This window comes from Alkalihalobacterium sp. APHAB7 (genome assembly GCF_048323755.1).
GTDB lineage: Bacteria > Bacillota > Bacilli > Bacillales > Bacillaceae_F > Alkalihalobacterium.
The window spans coordinates 25873-46511 of record NZ_JBLWFS010000024.1 but is presented as its reverse complement, the minus strand read 5'-3'; the positions used below and the strand labels follow the sequence as shown (position 1 = coordinate 46511).

At 38.1% G+C, this 20639-nt stretch carries 19 protein-coding genes and 1 tRNA gene; all 20 read right to left on the bottom strand.

The genetic code is table 11. From position 1 onward, the window contains the following. Positions 1–18: 18 nt before the first annotated feature. Positions 19–1425 carry a tRNA lysidine(34) synthetase TilS gene (gene tilS / locus ACNSTQ_RS18390; protein ID WP_418201254.1) on the bottom strand — a complete coding sequence of 469 codons (1407 nt, stop codon included), beginning with the start codon at positions 1423–1425 and terminating at the stop codon, positions 19–21. After that, on the bottom strand, positions 1409–1855 hold the full coding sequence (locus ACNSTQ_RS18385) for a threonine/serine exporter family protein (RefSeq protein WP_418201253.1): 447 nt from the start codon (positions 1853–1855) through the stop codon (positions 1409–1411). The genes tilS and ACNSTQ_RS18385 overlap by 17 nt, the downstream gene beginning before the upstream one ends. Positions 1856–1932: 77 nt before the next feature. Continuing rightward, positions 1933–2691 (bottom strand): threonine/serine exporter family protein, encoded by a 759-nt coding sequence (locus tag ACNSTQ_RS18380; protein WP_418201252.1) that lies wholly within the window; start codon positions 2689–2691, stop codon positions 1933–1935. A 36-nt stretch (positions 2692–2727) separates the two neighbouring features. Beyond that, entirely contained in the window at positions 2728–3690 is a 963-nt protein-coding gene (locus ACNSTQ_RS18375; RefSeq protein ID WP_418201270.1) for a protein kinase domain-containing protein, read from the bottom strand. Further along, positions 3662–4402: a VWA domain-containing protein gene (locus ACNSTQ_RS18370; protein WP_418201251.1), complete on the bottom strand. Its 741-nt coding sequence runs from the start codon at positions 4400–4402 to the stop codon at positions 3662–3664. The genes ACNSTQ_RS18375 and ACNSTQ_RS18370 overlap by 29 nt, the downstream gene beginning before the upstream one ends. 87 nt (positions 4403–4489) lie before the next feature. Then, positions 4490–6982 (bottom strand): stage II sporulation protein E, encoded by a 2493-nt coding sequence (gene spoIIE, locus ACNSTQ_RS18365; protein WP_418201250.1) that lies wholly within the window; start codon positions 6980–6982, stop codon positions 4490–4492. 288 nt (positions 6983–7270) lie between these two features. Beyond that, a tRNA-Met gene (locus ACNSTQ_RS18360) sits at positions 7271–7347 on the bottom strand. Between the two features lie 177 nt (positions 7348–7524). Next, positions 7525–7992, bottom strand: a complete 468-nt coding sequence (locus tag ACNSTQ_RS18355) for a S1 domain-containing RNA-binding protein (protein ID WP_418201249.1) — start codon at positions 7990–7992, stop codon at positions 7525–7527. A gap of 134 nt (positions 7993–8126) precedes the next feature. Further along, positions 8127–8507 (bottom strand): FtsB family cell division protein, encoded by a 381-nt coding sequence (locus tag ACNSTQ_RS18350; protein WP_418201248.1) that lies wholly within the window; start codon positions 8505–8507, stop codon positions 8127–8129. Continuing rightward, entirely contained in the window at positions 8507–9109 is a 603-nt protein-coding gene (yabQ, locus tag ACNSTQ_RS18345) for a spore cortex biosynthesis protein YabQ (RefSeq protein ID WP_418201247.1), read from the bottom strand. The genes ACNSTQ_RS18350 and yabQ overlap by 1 nt, the downstream gene beginning before the upstream one ends. Next, positions 9106–9417, bottom strand: a complete 312-nt coding sequence (yabP, locus tag ACNSTQ_RS18340) for a sporulation protein YabP (RefSeq protein WP_418201246.1) — start codon at positions 9415–9417, stop codon at positions 9106–9108. Before yabP ends, yabQ begins: the two co-directional genes overlap by 4 nt. Before the next feature lie 78 nt (positions 9418–9495). Continuing rightward, positions 9496–9762: an RNA-binding S4 domain-containing protein gene (locus ACNSTQ_RS18335; RefSeq protein WP_418201245.1), complete on the bottom strand. Its 267-nt coding sequence runs from the start codon at positions 9760–9762 to the stop codon at positions 9496–9498. Positions 9763–9778: 16 nt separating this feature from the next. Beyond that, on the bottom strand, positions 9779–11242 hold the full coding sequence (mazG, locus tag ACNSTQ_RS18330) for a nucleoside triphosphate pyrophosphohydrolase (protein ID WP_418201244.1): 1464 nt from the start codon (positions 11240–11242) through the stop codon (positions 9779–9781). Next, entirely contained in the window at positions 11242–12834 is a 1593-nt protein-coding gene (locus ACNSTQ_RS18325; RefSeq protein WP_418201243.1) for a putative polysaccharide biosynthesis protein, read from the bottom strand. Before ACNSTQ_RS18325 ends, mazG begins: the two co-directional genes overlap by 1 nt. A 473-nt stretch (positions 12835–13307) precedes the next feature. After that, on the bottom strand, positions 13308–13847 hold the full coding sequence (gene spoVT / locus ACNSTQ_RS18320) for a stage V sporulation protein T (protein WP_418201242.1): 540 nt from the start codon (positions 13845–13847) through the stop codon (positions 13308–13310). Positions 13848–14059: 212 nt separating this feature from the next. Then, a complete protein-coding gene (gene mfd, locus ACNSTQ_RS18315) occupies positions 14060–17581 on the bottom strand; it encodes a transcription-repair coupling factor (protein WP_418201241.1) in 3522 nt (1173 codons plus the stop codon). A 379-nt stretch (positions 17582–17960) separates the two neighbouring features. Continuing rightward, a complete protein-coding gene (locus ACNSTQ_RS18310) occupies positions 17961–18191 on the bottom strand; it encodes an anti-sigma-F factor Fin (protein WP_418201240.1) in 231 nt (76 codons plus the stop codon). An 81-nt stretch (positions 18192–18272) separates the two neighbouring features. Next, a complete protein-coding gene (gene pth, locus ACNSTQ_RS18305) occupies positions 18273–18830 on the bottom strand; it encodes an aminoacyl-tRNA hydrolase (RefSeq protein ID WP_418201239.1) in 558 nt (185 codons plus the stop codon). Between the two features lie 101 nt (positions 18831–18931). Beyond that, the gene (locus tag ACNSTQ_RS18300; protein WP_418201238.1) at positions 18932–19573 is read right to left on the bottom strand and encodes a 50S ribosomal protein L25/general stress protein Ctc; all 642 of its coding nucleotides are present in this window, start codon (positions 19571–19573) and stop codon (positions 18932–18934) included. Positions 19574–19675: 102 nt separating this feature from the next. Next, positions 19676–20626 (bottom strand): ribose-phosphate diphosphokinase, encoded by a 951-nt coding sequence (locus tag ACNSTQ_RS18295; protein ID WP_418201237.1) that lies wholly within the window; start codon positions 20624–20626, stop codon positions 19676–19678. Between the last annotated feature and the right edge of the window lie 13 nt (positions 20627–20639).

Below are 20639 nucleotides of genomic sequence, written 5' to 3'. Positions count from 1 at the left end.
AACTGCTGCTGAAAAGAATTATACCGAGCCTTCATCATTAAATTCAAATGAAAGCACTAAATATTTTTGCGACATTTCTGTGACAGCACCTTTTTTAGAATGTCCTAATACGGGAATCCATATCACATCATTGTTTCCATCAATAACAAGCGGCCATATCTTTCGTTTCCATTGCTCAATTTTATGATCAATAAAAATACGGCCAATTTTCTTTGATCCAGTCATTCCTACTAATTGGATACGATCCCCATCCATTTTCGTTCTAATGTTCAGTGGATACTCAACTTCCTCAGCATCACAAATATAAGTATACGGAGTTCGCTTAATATCCATGAGGTTTGATGTGAATTTTGCACTTATTATTCCCAACTTTGTAGATATACATCCTGGAATTTGCAATTCGTATGTAAAAGACTCAAAACCTTCCTCGGCTTTTTTAAAACGTAACCGACAACGATTATAAACTCTTTCAATCAATAACCCTTGTGGGAAATCCAATTGTCCAGAGGGATTGTGAGAGTGAATCATTTGATGAACTTGTTCAATATGTATGTATGAGAGAAATGGGTAATTTTCCCCGTAGAGATATTTTAATATTAGATGAATACCCCTTCTTTGTAAAGGGACGGCCATTTCTTTGAAACGATCAACAGAAATGACGACTAACTCCTCCGTCTTCGTTTCAACTGCCCCTTCTAAATGTGTACGAGTTAATTCCTCAAGATAGACCTGATCTAACTCTATTTGTTCACTCATACGCTGAAAATGGATGTGCGCTTTTGGGTTTTCATTTTTAATAAAAGGTAAAACTTCTTTTCGAAAACGATTTCTCACATACTTATCAGAAACGTTACTTTCATCGATTCTCGGTTGTAATTTTTCCTCATTACAGTATTGCACGATTTGTGCTTTTGTTATTCCTAAGAATGGTCGAATTAAGGTCCCTGTTGCAAATCGCCTCGAGATAGGAATACCGGAAAGCCCTTCTACAGCCGTTCCTCTCACTTGATTCATTAAAATCGTTTCTATTTGGTCATCCCCGTGATGAGCTAAAGCCAGATAGTTCGCTTGGTACTTCATCATCACCTGTTTATATACGTCGTAACGACATTTTCTTGCCGCCATTTGGATACTTAAACCATATTCTTTTTGAACCTTTTTTACATTAACTCGACTTCCTTCAAAAAGAATATTCCGCTCCGCACAATACTGCTTAACAAACTCATAATCTTCTGCGGAATTGACTTCTCTTAATTGATGATCAATATGGCTTGCAATTAATTGATAATTTTCCTTTTGGCTTTCTTTCCATAAGTAGTGTAATAAGGCCAGTGAATCAGGTCCTCCAGAAACCCCTATAACAATGACTGAATTAGGTTCGAGTAATTGGTGGTCTTTAATGAATTGCTTAACGTCCTGGTTCATAACGTTGACCAATACCTCCCTTCTTAAAAGAGAAAATGGCTAACGCAAAAACGAGCCCGCCTGCAATTGCTCCAGCTTGGAGCATCGTGCTTATCCCAAGCTCTAACCCAAGTAAATAATCACTTTCGACAAATGCCAACATCGTAAAATAGGCCTTACTTCCAGGCACTAATGGAATAATTGCTGGAATACTAAACGTTGTAGCAGGGATGCGCAATTTCTTAGCAAGAATTTGCGCTAGAGTAGCACTCATAAACGATGCTAAAGCAGTAGCTAATATAAATGAAATACCGTATTCCGGCAAAGTTCGGTAGATAAACCACGATAAGCAACCAATAAGTGCACCGATAAATAAAGCTCTTGTCGGCACATTAAACAAAATTCCAAAACATATCGTTGCTGCATACACAAACAATAATTCCAACCACATCGCTCTTGCCCCCCATTAAATGTTCTTAAAGTGCGTGTTCAAAAAGGAGGTCATAATGAACATCCTCTTAAAGATTTTTACGTTAAGAATAAGCCAATGGCTAATGCCACTCCTGTTGCAATCGAGAGTGCCGTCAAAATAGCCTCAGCTCCCCTGCTTACACCAGCAACGTAATCACCTGATATTAAATCTCGCACCGAATTGGTGAGGGGGACTCCTGGTACAAGAGGCATCAAAATTCCTATTATAATTTGGTCTAAATTAACACCGACCCCAATATAGACCAAGCCAATAGCAACACTACCTCCAATAAATGCGGATATAAATTCAGCAAAAAACTTTACTTTTAAATACTCTTGGAACTTAAAAACACAAACACTAACAATAAAGCCCGCAATGAAAGCAGGGAGCATATCACGTAAACTGCCCCCAAATAAGTAAGAAAACCCTGCACCTGCTACACCTGAAGCGATATGAACGAGCCAAACAGGATAGTTCGTTGGTGATTTGGCAATTTCATTTAATTTTTCATAAGCGACTTCTTCATCTATTTCACCCGTTACAAATTCCCGGGACACTTGATTAACTAATGTAACTTTATTTAAATCGTATATTCGATCATCGACTCGAATCATTTGCATCCTATCTCCTTTGCCTACTTCATCAAAGGAGAGGAATATCCCAGTCGTTGTAACAAAGCTATGCACATTAACGAACCCTGCTGCTTTAGCCATTCGCTCTAACGTTTCTTCTACCCGATAAGTTTCTGCACCATACGTTAGCATAATTTCCCCAGCTAACAAACATACATCCATCATCTTATCTGCTCTAGACATGGCACCCTCCACAACTCCCGGACTTTTTGAATATCCTTACATTAATTGTCCAAATAAGTATAGGATATATGCCAGTATAAGAAAAGAGGTAACCAGAAAGATTTCAATTAAATACGATGATTTGGCTGGTTTTTTTTGATCTTTTCGGCGTACTCTTGGTGGAGTTGACGGTTTAGCTTTTGTGTAAGTAACAGATTTTTTTTGAATTGCATCCATTAGTTCTTTTTTCATCATTTGGGCATCACCGTACTTTCCTTGAAGTCCTTTTAACATGACATTACGATATGGTTTCAGCCCTGGTTTTATCTCTATCGCTTGTTTCAGTTGCTGTAATGGCTGGTCCGCTTTTTTATCAAACCGTTTAGGGTACATACAATTAATCATAATCATCACGAGAGCAAACAAATCATAACTCGGCTCTGCTACCCTTGAACCCATACCCCAATAGCCGCGGTCGAAAAACTCGGTATACTCTTTAATCGATCTACCAAGCAACGTCGTACCACCAACGTCTAGCCAACGTATTCGCGGGGTTGGTCCAACAACAATTAAGTTATCAGGCTTTAAGTCTCCAAATGCCCAACCCGCACGGTGCAGCCGGTCTAAATCACCTAATAATTGAACCATTAAAATACCAACCCACTCTTCTCCTCGCTTTGAAGTAAATTGGATTAATTGCTCACCTTTTAAATACTCCATAACGTAAAAAGGAAGGACTCCTTGGTTTATTACTAAATCATCAACATCTAACAAAGAAGGCCCAAGTACCTGACCTTGGACCTTCGAAAAATGCTTTAAGACATTAACCTCAGATGTGATGGCCATGCTATCGACACCTATTTTTAAGGCAACCTCGCCCTCTGCACACCTTGCTAAGTAGACAGATCCAGTTGCACCAGATCCTAGTAACTTAACAATTTGGTACTTTTTCCGATGCCATTTTCCGACAACCGTTGCTCCTGGTTTTAAGTTACATGCCTGAGTCTTCGAGTAGTTCATCCTCGCCACTAGAGATCAAACTCCTTCTCGAGTTAGTTTTCTCAAACTTTTGTAGTGCAACTTGTAAGGCAGGTCCCGTTGGAGTAATGCCTCCTGAAGACAACTTATGAAAAATACCTGTTAATGATTCTAGTTTAGGTGACCAATCTAATAGACGGTCAATATCCTTTCTTTTCCCTGGAAAAGAGTAAAGTGAGAACCGGTTATCTCCCATTCGAGAAGTAAGACTTATAGATAAGTCCGTTAACGCATCTTGTACCATTGGTAGTTTATTCTTCATACTAGCACTTGTATCTACTAGAATTAGCACATTTAAATCGATGGTTTCTCCTAATTCATCTACAACTTCCATTACTTGACCGCGCTTTTCAGGAGACAAATCTTCCATCTCTTGTTCTTTTCCTAATATTTGTTGAAGCTCCCGATTAACCACACCATATAATGTTTGAGTCATTGCTTTACGTGTTACCATTTGTACCGTTTTCGCTAAGGCTTGTGCGTATACAATTTGACTAACACCGCCGCCTGCCATAGCAATTGACTCAATTTCCTGAACAGCTTGCTCATTCATCGGACTATTATCTACTACACCTATAACATTAACTGTGATCCCTTGTTCTTTTGCTAAAGCAGCAATTGCGACAGGGTCTTCACCTTGGTTTGAGCAACCATCTGTAATAAGCAAAATTTGACGTAATGAACCTTTACCCAAGCATATCCCCTCCAGTTTTCTGAATGTTACCATCATTCACCAATTGGAGGGGCTTTATACATAGCAACTGAGCGTTTTCCCATCTTATTATTGAGCTTTCTTTTTCTCTACTTTTTTCGGCTTATAGATTGGTATAGCTGCCCACTTTGGCATATTTCTCTTCACCTTTGCGACTACTATTGTCATATCATCTTCAATACTACCTTCATTGCGAATGACTCTCTCTAAGATTATATCAGCAACTTCCTGAGGATCTTCAGATAATACCTCAGAAATGATACGCTTCATCCACATTTCTTTATTTTCAACATGCTTCGGTGCATCAAAAATGCCATCACTCATCATAATTAATAAATCTCCAGCTTTCATTTGCTCACTAACCACATCTACGTCGAATTCTTGAATGATCCCCATTGGTAAATTACTAGCTTCTATTTTTGTTACGGTTGACCCTCTTTTAATAAAGCTAGGGATGGAACCAATTTTTAAAAACTTTGCATTTGCATCCTGCAAATCAATCATTGCTAAATCGAGTGTTGAAAAGATCTCATCTGTTGTGCGGAGAGATAAAACTGAATTGACAGATTTAATGGCAACGGTTTCTTCAATTCCTGATTGCAATACTTTCTGTAGGAGTTGTAACGTTTCATTACTTTCCAAATGAGCACGTTCTCCATTTCCCATTCCATCACTAATCGCAATCGCATATTTTCCAGACCCTAACTCAATCGTGGAGTAACTATCACCAGAAACGTAGGCACCACCCTTTGCAACAGTCGCTACTCCGGTTTCCACAACATATTTTTTGGCTGAACCGAACGAAACATGGCTGTAGCCATTCGGATAAAAACCTCGTTCTTCGTTTTTAATAATAATGGTTTCTCCTAATATGTCAGATAGCATCGGTGCAACAACCTTTTCACATTGACCATGTCCACCGTCATTAGCAATACTCATTTCAATTTCAACATTTCCTTGTTCTAAGTGAAATATATCAATATGCCCCACTTCTAATCCAACACTTCTTAACGCTTCTAGTATTTGCTCTTCTTGAAGATAGTGAGCTTCCTTTTCTCTTTGAATCTCTTTTGCAAAGTCATTCATTACTCTAGAAACACCGAGTAATTGATCGGCTACTAGTTTTCGACTTTCTAATACTTGCTTTTTAAGCTTCTGGTTTGCTTGAAATTGACCTAATTCATGCCGAACAACATGAATAACCTTTTCATGTTTCACGCAATAATTTTTCCATTCTGCTTTAAAGATAGGATCTTTAATTTCACCATTTTGTTCGACTTCTTTCATAATTTTGAACATAGACTCATAGGTTTTATTAAAGTTATTTACCCAACAACGATCTTTTTTGAAACAAGCTTGACATGTTTTTTCCGTAACATTGCTTAGGAAATAATCAACTTCTTTTTCTACATCATCTACGTCTACGTTTGTAGATGTCGATGAAAAACTGTTCGATAAAGTTTGGAATAAATGAGAGAACTGCTCAACTCTTCCAGCTGTAACATCCCTTATTTTTCGCAGGTATTGTTGTTGCTCTTTGGAGTGCTCTACTGTACCTGGGATATAGCGTGCTAGTTTACTAATCCACGAACTGGGTGTTAAAAGAAAAACAGCAATGGCTACCCCTGACTCCATCACAGTAACTAATACGTGTTCAGATCCTTCACCGTACAAACCAATAAGGAGAGTACCAATGAGTAAACCGATACTTACCCCTATTTTTCTACCTTCTTTTAACAAACCACCAAGAAGACCAGCAAAAGCGAGTAAGCTCATTTGATAAAGACTAGCCACACTAGCCAAACTCAAAATTAAGCCAGTGACTACACCCACCGTCGATCCAATTGCCGCCCCAGCAACAAATGCAAATAGTAAGACTAGATAGCGGGCTAGTATATGTTCCACTGTTAAATCGTAAATCATCCAACCGATCGTCCCTGTCATTACGGATGCTAATAAAATAATTAAACATACAATTTCTTCATTTTTTAACGGCTGTTGACTTCGTTTTGCTGTAATTAATGGAACACTTTGCAGAAAAATCATCGTAAGAATAAAGCTAAGACTCGCCTCTACTCCAGCCATCATCCAATCATAGCTCGTGATTTGGCCTTGCATGAAAAATGTCAATATAATGCGTGCGGATAAACTTGTAAAGAAAACGGTAAAAGGTATAACCTTTGTCATATTGTCATTAAATTTTTCGACTACTTTTTGATAGATTATAAAGATGAACAGCGAGGCTAATACAAACCAACTGCTTTCTAACAAATGTGTCATTGCCCCAGCAAAGACTGCTAGTGCCGCAATTCCTAACTTGTCCCGTTTTAATACATAGATAGCAGCAACAAAAGGTAAGACAAATGGTGTAATTTCTGATAGGATCATAGCTCGTCCAAGTAAAAAACCAACCACAAAAATAAGCAGTCCCCATTGATAGAACACAATGTTCGTTCCCTTTTTGACTTTTTCTGTTGCTGATGTAGTTAACGTCAATGCCTTGTCAGGAAATGCCCAACCACGAACGGGCTCAATAACTCCTTTTGTAACTCTACGTAACATTCGCAACACCCCACGGTTAATTTTCGTGGTTTCATTATAAACATAGGTTAGATTCAGTTTTTGTCAAAATTACAAGTCGAATAGAAAAAAGTCTTCGACGCCTTTCGTGTAAATGGTCGCTCGATTTCCATTCTTACCCATGACTAAGAATAGATTGACAGCAAAGTGTATAAAAAATGCAAAAACAGTGACTTATCACAGATAGTTATGACGAAAGCTTTTTAGTATAAAATGATCGCAACAAAAAAACTGCATCCTATAAGGATACAGTTTGGTCATTATTATGTATGGTAGCGGCGGAGGGAGTCGAACCCACGACCTCACGGGTATGAACCGTACGCTCTAGCCAGCTGAGCTACACCGCCATATAAAGATGCTGTTAACGACAAGTTTTATTTTATAATAGATCTAAATCTATGTCAACACTGTTTTTTTAAATAAATAGGTGCCATCGCAAGTAGAAATTCCGATCGTATAAAAATAAAGGCAAGCGTAAAACGCTTGCCTTTTGATTTTCTTTATTAAAAAGCTGGCAGCAAGACTTACCCACGTCTAGCGCCTCGACCACCTCGCTTCGACTCTGTTTGGCGTTTTAGCGTGGAGAGACGTTCTTCACTATCTTTTAAAAAGCGATTCATCTTATCTTCAAAAGACATCGTTGGACGCTGGTTGCGCGCACCACTATTTCCACCCTTACCATAATTTCCCCCAGATCTTGCTGGGCGCGGTGGACGGGCCGGACGAGGAGGACGACTTGCCATCTCCTCTTTAGGGCGTTCTTGAGCTTTTCTGATTGAAAGTCCAATCTTTCCATCTTGCTCAACATTAACAACTTTAACTAGAACCTCGTCGCCTACTTTTAAGACTTCTTTAATGTCTTTTACATAATTGTCAGCGACCTCACTAATATGAACCAGACCAGTAGTACCTCCTGGCAGCTCCACAAATGCCCCAAAATGGGTAATACCCGTTACCTTACCTTGCAACTTGCTGCCTACTTCGATTGACATGTTAAAAATTGCTCCTCCTTAAAAAACAAATAAAATAATGTTTTATAGAGATGCTTCAAAAAGATTAAGCATGTACTGCCTTCTTTTGAAAACACACTTATATTATAAATTATACTTGATGCGGAAAAAGAGTGTCAATCTGTTGATAATTTAGGTAATTTAAACAAAATTTCCCCATCTTTAGCTAAAAAGTAATCCCGCCTTGCAATTTCTGCAATATACTCTAAGTCATTATAGTTTTCAATCTCTTGTTCGAGATAAACTTGTTCAAGTTGTAGAGCTTCTAGCTTTGCTTCAAGTGCTGTTTTCTCTTCCATCTTCTCGTCTATTAACTGAGCTTGAGTATGAATAGTCATAAAAGCAACGACACTAAGGGCAACTAAAATCACAGCAAGTGCTGTTAAACGACGAAATAAACCTCTTTTTTTACGAAGCTGTTCTTCCGACACTTGTTCCTGCACTCGATTGAAACTGGCATCTAACTCCCTTACCTTTCGTTTTCGTTCCGTAACCATTAATCATCCCCCTTGTTGCCACGTGTGCGTATATACTTCCATAAGGCAACTGCTTTTTTCACCCATTTACTCTTTTTTATACTATTCACTAGTCGATCTAACCTAGAGAGCTTGTATACTATTCTTCCAAGCCAGCTAAGCGGTTTAAAAATGATCTTAATGATAAATGTAAAAATGGATATTATTAGTGATATTACCATAATAACTAAGGAATATAAGAGTTTCAATAGCCATTTAATAGGATTTATGAAGATACTGATAATAAGTGCACGAACAAAACGATAAATAGCAATGGATGCTTGGATGCAAGTTTCTAAGCTTCGCAGATAAATTTGTTGAAATAGGGCCTGATAAGCAGCATACCCGCATAACAGAGCAAGAAAGATATAAAATCTCATTTCACCCTCATTGACTTTGAGCAGAACATAGAAAATGAGAAGGCCTTGAATTAACCAGAATAAGAAATCATTGAATATCGTCATCCATGACCATTTAGGCCGAGGCTGCCTGGCAAATCTCCTATATGTATCAATAGAAGCCCCAAGCCAAGTGCCTGCAGCCACCATTGATAACATCGTGTAAAATTGGATAGTTAGGCTCACTTGAACAACTTCCCAAACAGGCCTTTTGATTTTCCACCCTGGCTTTCATCCAGGTATACAAGGTCAAAGATTTTACCTTCAATGGATACTAACCCTTGCTCAACATTTAAATTTTTCATATGCAAATTTTGCCCGCGGATCGACAGGAAGCCCATTTCTGTTTCTAGTAAAAACTCCTCATTATCAAAGCTTTCTACTTGTCTTACACCCGTAATATCCAGCTTCTTTCGCCCTCGTAGCGTGATATCATGTTCTTTCGTTTTTCTAGCATGCCCCATTGGTGTACCAAACTCGTAATTTTGTTCCATTCTGATTCCTCCTCAACACGTCATTTATTACAAATTTATGATTAGAGGATAAAGAATAGAACAAGCTGTTTATTTTTCCTATTCGGCTGTTGCTACGGGCTCTTCTTTAATCACTTTATACATCATACTAGCTTCTTCTTTTCTCGTTGTATCCTTAATGGCTTCTACTTTCACTGTTACGAGTTTTTGTCCGAAGCGGACGACTAGCTCATCACCTACACTGACATTTGTACCCGCTTTAGCAACATGTCCGTTTACAGTAATTCTTCCTTGATCACACACTTCCTTAGCTAACGTACGACGCTTTATTAATCTTGACACCTTTAAAAACTTATCCAACCTCATTAGAAATTCCTCCTTTTTATTGGAACTTTTCTTTACTTTTTTCCCAAATCTCATCCATTTTTTCTAATGTAACATCCGCAAATGTTAACCCTTCTTCTGATAGCTGATCTTCAATTGCTTTAAAGCGACTTGAAAACTTTTGATTCGTCATATGCAGTGCTTCTTCTGGGTTGATCTTATAATACCGTGCTAAATTAACGATGACAAAAAGAATATCCCCTAGTTCCTTTTTCTTCTTCTCTTCATGATTTGCTTTTAATTCAGAAAAGAACTCACCGATTTCTTCTTGCAGTTTCATCCACATTGGAGCAGCATCATCCCAATCAAACCCTACTTTTGCAGCTTTTTTCTGGATTTCAAAAGCTTTCATTAAAGCTGGCAAACTTTTTGGAATTCCATCTAACGCAGATTCCTTGCGTTCATCCTTTTTTTCTTTTCGCTTAATTTCTTCCCAATTGGCAACGACTTCGGCTGCGTCTTTTGCCTCTAGATTGGAAAAGACATGAGGGTGTCTGCGAATCATCTTTTCCGTAATCGATCGAATTACATCATCGATCGTAAACCACCCATCATCTTCACCAATCTGTGCATGTAACATCACCTGTAGTAAAACATCACCAAGCTCCTCTACTAAGTGATCGTCGTCTTCTTCATCGATGGCTTCTAACACTTCATATGCTTCCTCTAGCAAAAAAGGTTTCAATGATTCGTGTGTTTGTTCTTGATCCCATGGACAGCCTTCAGGTCCCCTTAAAGTAGCGATAACTTCTCGTAGTTTCTGGAAGTCTTTGTACATAATTTGTTCGTCCTCAATAGGCGGAATGTAAACGGCCGTTAAGTTGTTCAATTCGGTCACATGGTCAAGTTCATACAGCGGACAAGTGATAATTGTTTCCTTAGAAGTTCCAACTGCTGTCGCAACACTGACTTCATAATCATCTGGCAATAGTTCCATTAACGTTAATTTAACTTCAGAAGCAATAAAAGCATCGTACACTTGGCAAATGATGATATGTTGACGAATTTGTAAATCTTCTCTTTTTAACTGGGTTCCATCGACAATTTGACACCCATCGATAGGATCGATTTTCAACGCATTGAACATTGGATCTAAGAAACTTTGTCCCCCTTGGATCTCTACGTGAATGTCACGTTCTCTTCCTTCGTTCAATAAAAGTTGCACCGTCTCTTCGGCAACTAGTGGATGGCCGGGTACTGCATATGTAAGTTCTTCTACCTTGTCTAACTCGGCTAAAAGTAAATTTACAATCGATCGATAGACATCTTCAAATCGCTCATGCTTTTCATACTCATCATCAAATGACGAATACGTTAAGCCTTCGCATTTTAAATCTTCAATAACTGGGTGCCTCTCTGTTCTTAAAAATAGCGGTTTAGCCTTTTTTAAGATTTGATAGGTACCTAGCGATAACTGAGCAAGTTCACCAGCTCCTAAGCCAATGACCGTAATTTTTTTCACTACAAATCTCTCCTTCGGTTAATTACATTGTATAGTTTAGCGAAAACTGGAATAATAGATACTTCATTCTCAGAAAACACATGGAACTTTATAATTAAGTAAGTAGCCAATATTCCGCCAACGGATACACTAGATAATGCAATGACACCATCTATGATTCGCGAAGACTCATCCAGCATAGACTCTAACCCGGTTCTCCAAACTAACGTTATAGCTCCCATTATAATGACTGTCATAACGATACCGAGGAACTGGTTTCGTTTAATCGGGGCAGCTCCATCGAATTTATAGATGATGACGATATTTAAACAGGCAATAACCGCTAATGAAAACGTCGTTGCCATAGCGGCACCTGCCGTCCCAAGTAAAGGAACGAGCCATAAATTTCCGAAGACTTTCACCACTAAACCGATGACGATATGTCTAGCCGCAATATCTCCTTTATCATATCCTTGAAGAATTGCTGCTGATGTCATAACAAGTGCTCCAAACACAATTGCAAACGCTAAAATAAAAAGCACGTTTGACCCTTCACGATTTGTAAACAATAGATGATTTGTTGGTTCAATTATGATCGCCAGTCCGACTGATGCTAATAGGCCAAACACATACGTTAAGCGAAGTGTTAGTTCCGTCTTCTGCCTTGCTTCTCCTTGATCTTTTAACATTTTTGCTCTTGATATCATGGGTACAACCGTTAAGGCAAAAGCCGTAGCGACCATAGTTCCTAACTGAATTAAAGGTTGACCGCGATCATAAATTCCTTTAGATATTTTAGCAACTTCTATGGGCACACCGCTTTCAAGTAAAAAACGCAGAACCGTTAAGCTATCGATGAGCTGAATAAACACGATAACTAAAATTGTCATTGAGAAAAGAACACTATTTTTTATAAATGGTAAGATGTATTCTTTATTTACTTTCCCTAATTGTATCGAAATTCCTTTTCTTTTCTTATTTTGACGAAAATATAGCAGTAAACAGATCGCACCTGCTACAGCTCCTAGCACAGAACCAATGACTGCCCCTAGCCCAGCCCCGTAAGGACCATACCCTAAAAACATCATGACGTAAGCTAAAAATAAGATTAAAATGACGCGCAGGCTTTGATCCGTTAATTGAGAAACAGCTGTAGGTGTCATCCACTCCTGGCCTTGAAAATAGCCACGAAAAACAGAAAGAATTGGAACGACGAAATACGTCAAAGCTGTTACGCGTAAAGGAGTCGTAAGCAGTGGGTCACCCATCCACTTTGAAAGCGGCTCAGCTAAGAGGAATAACAGTAAACCTGCTACTGTGGAGATAAAAACAAGCGCATAGAAATACGTTGATAAAAGCGTCTGTTTTTTCTTATCTCTTTGTTGGCTTGATAACTCCTTTGAAATAATGACAGGAAAGCCATAAATCGATAAAGTAAATGCAATCGCATAAAAAGGATACACTTGTTGATATACATAAAAACCGATATCCCCTGCAATATTTTGGTATGGAATACGGTATACAGCACTAAGCACTTTTGTTAGTAACGCTGCAACTGTTAATATTATTGCGCCTTGCCAAACTCTCTTTGTTTGGTCACTATGTTGAGACACAAACCATTCTCCTCCCCCATCTTGAGTGCTTACTTGAGGCCCACACGCGATGCGGGTCAAACAGGATAAAACTAATCGCTATTATATCACAGCCCAAAATTAAATTAGCACATAAAGTTTCGTCATTCTTTTCAAAATTAATAAGCATATTAAAAATTCAGCGTTCTCTAAAATAAAGGCTCTTTTCACAAAGATTGTTGCTCCTTGCTTTTTAACCGTAAGCCAAGCGAATGCTTGGCTCTTCACGCTATGCGTGAAGCTTTTGAAAATAAAATAGCCGTTCAGACAAATGAATTTGTCTTGAAAAGGCTATTTTATTTTCAAAAAAACGGTCCAAAAGCAACAAAGTTTACGAAACAGCCAAAATAAAAAAGAGGAGGGAAATTATCCCCCCTTCCTTTTAAGCTTACGATATTAAATAATTTCATTTCAATTACTTACATTGCGTAAGCTTCCTGTCAGAGTTATGTCTTTTATTGTTCCATTTGTCTAGCTAAAAATCCGGCCGCGGTTTCCGCTAACTTCTGCTCAACCTCACCTGAAAAACTCTCTTCTTTGTTTAACATAACCACTGCTCCAATTGGATCGCCATTAGCAATAATAGGTGCAACAACTAAACCTTTTACATCTTCTTTATTGTCACCTACAATATTGAACTCTCCTGCTGAAGACTCTACTCTAGATTTTCTTTCATCCATCGTAGCTTCTACAATTTCACCAATGCTTTTACTGTAATACTCTTTCTTTGAACCTCCAGATACAGCAATGTATGTATCACGGTCCGCGATAAGTACAGTATGACTTAAGCTATCATAAAGAGCCTCAGCATACTCCTTTGCAAAATCACCTAACTCTGAAATAGGAGAATATTTCTTTAATATAACCTCACCGTCTCGATCAACGAAGATTTCCAACGGATCCCCTTCTCGAATTCTTAACGTACGTCGAATTTCCTTGGGGATGACAACACGACCTAGATCATCAATGCGACGAACAATTCCAGTAGCTTTCATACCTAGATGCCTCACTTTCTAATGATGTAGTAGCATAGGAAATGGTTGTTAAAAAACCTCATTTAGTTTTTTTAACCTTTGAAAAACCATCCACAAATGTTGAATTCGTCTTGTCTATATTATTTATTGCTTGGAAAAGAACTATTCACCAATTTTTCATATTTCTTGTCAAGTTGACATTTCCAATTTTTGAGAAAAATTAGAAATACACGTTACATTTGCTTTTTAACAAGGTTGAGTTCGCTTAAAAATCTTTCGCATATCGAAAGTAAATCTTTACTAGTCATCCCTTTTGTCTTAATCACAACTTTAATTTTTTCGCCAGAAGTTCCTAAAGTAACGGCTCGCCCAAGTTGATTGACTAACTCAAACAACTTAGCCCCATCCATTCGCTTACTTTTCTCTTCCGTCAACATTATTGTGCAGTTATCTTTTGTTTGTGTAATTTCACTTACTTTTTCTTCTTTCGCGTAGAGCTTGATTTTCGCAATACTTAATAAATCAGCAACTTCTTCAGGATAATCCCCAAAACGGTCGATGAGCTCATCTTTTAAATCTGACAGGTCTTCCATATTTTCAACGGCACGGAATTTTTTATACATTTCGATTTTCTGCTTAGCATCTTGGATATAGGTTTCCGGAATATATGCGTCGACTAACATATTGATTTCAACTGAAAATGGAGGTTCTTTCGGTTTGTCTCCTTTTCGCTCCTCAATCGCTTCTTTGAGCATTTGTGAATAAAGATCGAATCCTACAGACTCGATAAATCCATGTTGCTGAGCCCCTAATAAATTCCCAGCTCCACGGATCGATAAATCACGCATTGCAATTTTAAACCCAGAACCAAGCTCGGTAAACTCTTTAATAGCCTGTAAACGTTTTTCGGCGACTTCTGTAAGTACTTTATCCCGCTGATACGTAAAGTAAGCATACGCTACTCGATTCGATCGGCCTACCCGCCCTCGTATTTGATAAAGCTGTGATAAGCCCATCTTATCTGCATCATAGATGATCAACGTATTAACATTTGGAATATCTACACCTGTTTCAATGATAGTAGTCGTAACTAACACATCACTGTTTCCTTCAAGGAAGTCAATCATAATCGACTCTAGTTCACGCTCGTTCATTTGACCATGTGCGAATGAAACCCTGGCATCCGGAACAAGCATAGAAATTTGGTCTGCCATTTTCGTAATACTTTCTACACGGTTGTACAAGAAGTATACTTGACCACCTCTCGTCAACTCTCGTTCAATCGCTTCTTTTACAAGCGAAGCATTATATTCTACAACATACGTTTGCACTGGAAAACGGTTTTCTGGCGGTGTTTCAATGACAGATAGATCACGTACACCTAACATCGACATATGAAGTGTTCTTGGAATTGGCGTTGCTGTTAACGTTAAAACGTCGACGTTTGACTTTAATTGTTTTATCTTTTCCTTATGTGTAACGCCAAAACGCTGTTCTTCATCGACAATGAGTAATCCTAAATCTTTGTACACCACATCTTTTGATAATAATCGATGAGTACCAACGACAATATCAACTGTACCAGCCTTCAAACCTTTTATCGTTTCATTTTGCTCTTTTCGGGAACGGAAGCGACTTAAAACGCCAATTCCAATTGGAAACTCTGAGAAGCGCTCTTTGATCGTCTCATAGTGTTGTTGAGCAAGAATGGTTGTCGGTACAAGTACAGCAACTTGCTTTCCATCCATAATCGCCTTGAATGCAGCCCGAATAGCCACCTCAGTTTTTCCGTAACCGACATCGCCACAGAGAAGACGGTCCATCGGTCTTTGTCTTTCCATATCTTCTTTAATCTCTTCAATGGCACGAAGCTGATCTTCTGTTTCTTGATATGGGAATGAGTTTTCAAATTCTTGTTGTTCTAGGCTATCTTTTGAAAATGGATGTCCGACACTTGCTTCTCGTTCGGCATAAAGTTTAATAAGATCATCGGCAATATCCTCGACAGAAGATTGAACTTTACGTTTTACCTTTTTCCAATCACTTCCACCTAAAGCGTAGATCTTTGGTTCTTTTTCTTCACTACCTACATACTTCTGAACTTGATCAATTTGTTCAACCGGAACATAAAGCTTGTCATTACCTGCATATCTCAAATTCAAGTAATCTTTATGTGTTCCGTTAATTTCAAGTGTTTCAATACCTAAGTACTTTCCAATTCCATGATTCGAATGAACGACAAGGTCACCCACTTGCAACTCGGAGTAACTTTTAATTCGTTCTGCATTAGAAATTTTCTGTTTTCTTTGCGTACGTTTTATTTTCTTCGTAAAAACTTCTTCTTCAGTGATCACTACGAGCTTTTGAAGTGGAAGCTCAAACCCACTATTTAAAGTCCCTGTAAAGATTTGCGCTCTACCTTGTAAAAGCGGACTCTTCTCTTCTATTAATTCTGCTTCTATTTTATAATCATCAAGAACGTGTTGAAGCCTTTTAGCCCGGTCTTTATTCGCTGCTAGAAAAAGGACAGTCCACTTCGATTTAAACCAGCGGTCGGTTTCCGTTTTGAGTAAATGTAATTGCCCATGAAAGTTTTGCATGGCCTTACAGTTAATATTGACGATATTTTTTGGATTAGTGGAAGGTACATGCTTTAAAAATAGTGATAAATAAATAATTGGATACCTACCTGTGTTTAACAATTCTTCAAACGATCTAGACATCTCTAAATCTGAGATGACTTCTCCTTGTTCTAACAGAGCGGTTAACCATTCCGCTTCCTCTTTTTCTAAATTCGTCGCCATCTCCTGTACACGACTGATTTCATCGATAATCATAACGCTATTTTGATTAGCATAATCAAGAATTGTCGATTTTTCTTCGTAATACATGGACACGTATTTGTTCATACCTTGAAAAGCAATCTTTTGCCTTAATTGACTCACTTCGTACGATACATGTTGAGTGATTTTTTCTTTCACAGTTTTATTTTTTATTTTCTTTAACGTCTGTGACAACCCTTCCTCAAGGCGCTCTGCACCCTTAACATAATGCTCTTCATCTAAAATGAGCTCGTTCGCCGGGCCAATTACAATCTCGTCCAACTTTCCTTGGGAGCGTTGGTCTTCGACACTAAAATAGCGAAGTGAGTCTATTTCAGTATCAAAAAACTCAACGCGAATAGGCTGCTCTTCAGTGAGGGGATAAATATCTACTATTCCTCCACGAATAGAAAATTCCCCTGGCGAAGCAACCATGTCTGTTCGGACGTAGCCAATCTTTATTAATTTATACAGCAATTTCTCTAAATCGATATCTCTACCGACTTTTAACTGACATTGACTTTCTCTCCATAACTGGGCAGGAGGTAATAACCTTCTAAAACCTGCCATTGGTACAATAACGATCCCATCAAACCCATTTACAAGCTGATTTAACACTTCAATACGTTGAGCCCTCATTTCTGGACTGGCTATCGCTATTTCAGATGAAATCAACTCATTGACAGGATAAAGAAACACTTTGCTGCTATCAACAAGTGTGGAAAGATCTTCATATAACTTTTGAGCTTGAAATAGGTTATGAGTGATAACGAGTTGAGGACTTTTAATATCTTGATAAAGGGCTGATAAAAACAGGGTTCGTGCTGAACCTGTCAGCCCTGTAATTAATTGCTCTGAAAGCCCCGCCTCAACACTGGTTGAAACTGCTTTTATCTCGTCACTTTCTAATATATATTGTTGTAAGCCAAACATGGATGTTCCCCCTATTACTTCCGACCATCTATTATTAACATACTAATGTTATGGTTGTACCTATTCTACAGTTCTTTTGTATTTTCTATGTAGTAATCGTATTTCCCTTTTTTTATTGACTGTTTTCGTAAACTTTGTTGCTATTGAACTGATTTATATTCAAAAGCTTCACGCTTAGCGTGAAAAACCAAGCCTTTGCTTGGTTACGGTCCAATAGCTAAAAGCAACATTCTTTTAGAAAAGAGCCTTTTTATTTCATGTTTTCTTTTTCTAGTCGAGGAATTCTACAATAGAAAAATGCTTTGGCTTTTCAACCAAAGCTGTAAAACATTGTTTTGATGTCACCTTCATGTATGAAATAGCTGTGTTAGAGCAACGCTTATTGAATAAAAGATTCAAGTTGGTGGAGATCTGGATTTCTATTTAAAGCTTCTTGACAATCTTCACAGATGACTTTTACATGAATGTTTCCATTACCATCATAATGGAGCATCTCTTTTCGTTCCATATCATTTAAGTGATCAAATCCTAGTTGTGTTGATGTAAGCATTTGTTCCTCTATTTTACCTAAGTCTAATTGACAATGTCGACACTGGTAATGAATAGCCATAGATTTTCCTCCTTGACGAGTGACAGTCTTATTGCTAGTCTCCCCACATTAAGGCAATCTATTCAGCACTTATTAATAGATCTAATTATACTGATTCATGACATTTGGAAATTCATTCTTTAACCAATATCGACAAGCTTCTGTCGCTTTTTTTATTGCTTGATTAAGCGCATCCTGCTCTTCCGCTCGAAAAGTCCCAAGTACATGATTAACCACACTTACTCCTGGTTCAGGGCGCTCAACACCCATTCGAATACGCTTAAATTCGCTTGTCCCTAAATGTGCATTTAATGATTTTATCCCATTATGACCCCCGTGGCCACCTTTTTGCCTCAGTCGGATTTGTCCAACTGGAAGATCCATATCATCAAATATAATAAGGACATCTTCAAGATCAATTTTAAAATAATCCATAAACGGACGAACACTTTCTCCTGATAAATTCATATATGTAAGTGGCTTTAAGAGAAAAACTTTCTCTCCATCTATAACCGCTGACCCATAAACACCTTTGAACTTTGTTTCATTTAGTTCAATTCCCATCGCATCGGCACATTCATCAATCACCATAAATCCAGCATTGTGTCTCGTATTTTCATATTTTGCCCCTGGATTACCTAGTCCGACAATTAGCTTCATTTCTCCAACTCCTCAACCTCTATAATCTGCTAAAAAGTATGATACTTTCTTATCCTCTAGAAAAAGGTATAACCTTTAAGTAGGCTATACCTTTTAACTTCTTACTGCTCTTCATTTCCCTCTGCTTGTGGTTCTCCATCGCCTTGTACAGCTTCAGGTTCGCCTTCTTCCTCAACTTGCCCTGGCTCCTGTTCTGCTGGTTGTACAAGAACGGTGACAATCGTTTCTTCAGGGTCATTCGTAATTTCTACTGACTGTTGACCGATAATATCTTTCACTTGAATAGAGTCACCAATATTCAAGGTCGATATATCCACTGTAATTTCTGATGGAATTTCTGAAGGTAATGCACGAATAGATAGTTGGTGAACTAAATGGGATACCATTCCACCTTCACCTACACCTGCTGCTTCCCCTACAAGATGAACTTTTACTTCTGTATCGACTTCAGAACTCATATCAACTGCACAGAAATCAATGTGAACAAGTTCATTTTTTAATGGATCGACCTGCATATCATACACCATTACTTCATGCTTTTTCCCATTTACATCAAGTGAAATAATAGAATTTCGTCCTTCATCTCTAACTAACTTCACAAAGTTAATTTGGTCGACGGCTATTGGTTGACTCTCAACCTTTTTCCCATATAATATACATGGCACTTGGCCGTTTTCCCTAAATTTTCTCGTTGTTGAATTTTTCAAGTCTGGACGTGTTGTTGCTTGAAGTGCTACTGCCATTCGAATCACCTCTAACTTGTTTTTCGTTACTCTATATAAGGTTTTCCCTATTTATAGTAATTCAAACAAATAAAGTGAATAAACTAAGCAACCTTACATTTTTTAATCAAATAATGTACTAACTGATTTATTTTCATGAACTCGAATAATTGCATCTGCCATTAATGGGGCAACAGACAACTCAGTAACTTTTTCAATTTTCTTTTCTTCCCCTAAAGGAATCGTGTTCGTTACAACAAGTTCACAAATTTTTGAGTTTTGAATGCGTTCAATTGCTGGACCTGAAAGTACAGGGTGAGTACAGCATGCATAAACATTTTTAGCTCCGTGTTCTATAAGAGCATTTGCTGCTAATGTAATCGTTCCTGCCGTATCAATAATGTCGTCAATAATAATTGCTGTTTTTCCTTCAATATTACCAACAATATTCATTACTTCTGCAACATTTGGCTTCGGTCTACGCTTATCAATGATAGCAATTGGTGCTTTTAAGCGGTCAGCAAGTTTACGTGCACGAATAACACCACCATGGTCTGGAGATACAACAACAACATCTTCTAATTCTTTACCTTTAAAATAGTCAGCTAAGATCGGCACACCCATTAACTGATCAACAGGAATATCAAAGAATCCTTGAATTTGTGTTGCGTGTAAATCAAGTGTTAATACTCTAGAAGCTCCGGCAGTTTCTAAAAGGTTAGCTACAAGTTTCGCCGTAATCGGCTCACGAGAACGGGCCTTACGATCTTGACGAGCATAACCGTAATATGGTAATACCACATTAATAGATTTTGCTGATGCGCGTTTACAAGCATCAATCATGATGAGAAGTTCCATTATATGCTCGTTAGCTGGAGCACTTGTGGATTGAATTAGGAAAACGTCTCCACCTCGGATGCTTTCTTCAATATTAATTTGTACCTCACCATCACTAAATCTTGTGACAGAACTTTTTCCCATCGGAATACCGATATGCTCGACAATTTCATGAGCTAATTCTGGGTTTGCATTTAATGTAAATACCTTTAAACTTGGATCACCATATTTGGGCATTGTTGTTTTACCT

Bases quoted from the DNA above. Each gene is read 5' to 3' on its own strand.
- tilS (WP_418201254.1), bottom strand. From the start codon at position 1,425: ATGAACCAGGACGTTAAGCAATTCATTAAAGACCACCAATTACTCGAA.
- ACNSTQ_RS18385 (WP_418201253.1), bottom strand. From the start codon at position 1,855: ATGTGGTTGGAATTATTGTTTGTGTATGCAGCAACGATATGTTTTGGA.
- ACNSTQ_RS18380 (WP_418201252.1), bottom strand. From the start codon at position 2,691: ATGTCTAGAGCAGATAAGATGATGGATGTATGTTTGTTAGCTGGGGAA.
- ACNSTQ_RS18375 (WP_418201270.1), bottom strand. From the start codon at position 3,690: ATGAACTACTCGAAGACTCAGGCATGTAACTTAAAACCAGGAGCAACG.
- spoIIE (WP_418201250.1), bottom strand. From the start codon at position 6,982: ATGTTACGTAGAGTTACAAAAGGAGTTATTGAGCCCGTTCGTGGTTGG.
- ACNSTQ_RS18355 (WP_418201249.1), bottom strand. From the start codon at position 7,992: ATGTCAATCGAAGTAGGCAGCAAGTTGCAAGGTAAGGTAACGGGTATT.
- ACNSTQ_RS18350 (WP_418201248.1), bottom strand. From the start codon at position 8,507: ATGGTTACGGAACGAAAACGAAAGGTAAGGGAGTTAGATGCCAGTTTC.
- yabP (WP_418201246.1), bottom strand. From the start codon at position 9,417: ATGGAACAAAATTACGAGTTTGGTACACCAATGGGGCATGCTAGAAAA.
- ACNSTQ_RS18335 (WP_418201245.1), bottom strand. From the start codon at position 9,762: ATGAGGTTGGATAAGTTTTTAAAGGTGTCAAGATTAATAAAGCGTCGT.
- spoVT (WP_418201242.1), bottom strand. From the start codon at position 13,847: ATGAAAGCTACTGGAATTGTTCGTCGCATTGATGATCTAGGTCGTGTT.
- mfd (WP_418201241.1), bottom strand. From the start codon at position 17,581: ATGTTTGGCTTACAACAATATATATTAGAAAGTGACGAGATAAAAGCA.
- ACNSTQ_RS18310 (WP_418201240.1), bottom strand. From the start codon at position 18,191: ATGGCTATTCATTACCAGTGTCGACATTGTCAATTAGACTTAGGTAAA.
- pth (WP_418201239.1), bottom strand. From the start codon at position 18,830: ATGAAGCTAATTGTCGGACTAGGTAATCCAGGGGCAAAATATGAAAAT.
- ACNSTQ_RS18300 (WP_418201238.1), bottom strand. From the start codon at position 19,573: ATGGCAGTAGCACTTCAAGCAACAACACGTCCAGACTTGAAAAATTCA.
- ACNSTQ_RS18295 (WP_418201237.1), bottom strand. From the start codon at position 20,626: ATGCCCAAATATGGTGATCCAAGTTTAAAGGTATTTACATTAAATGCA.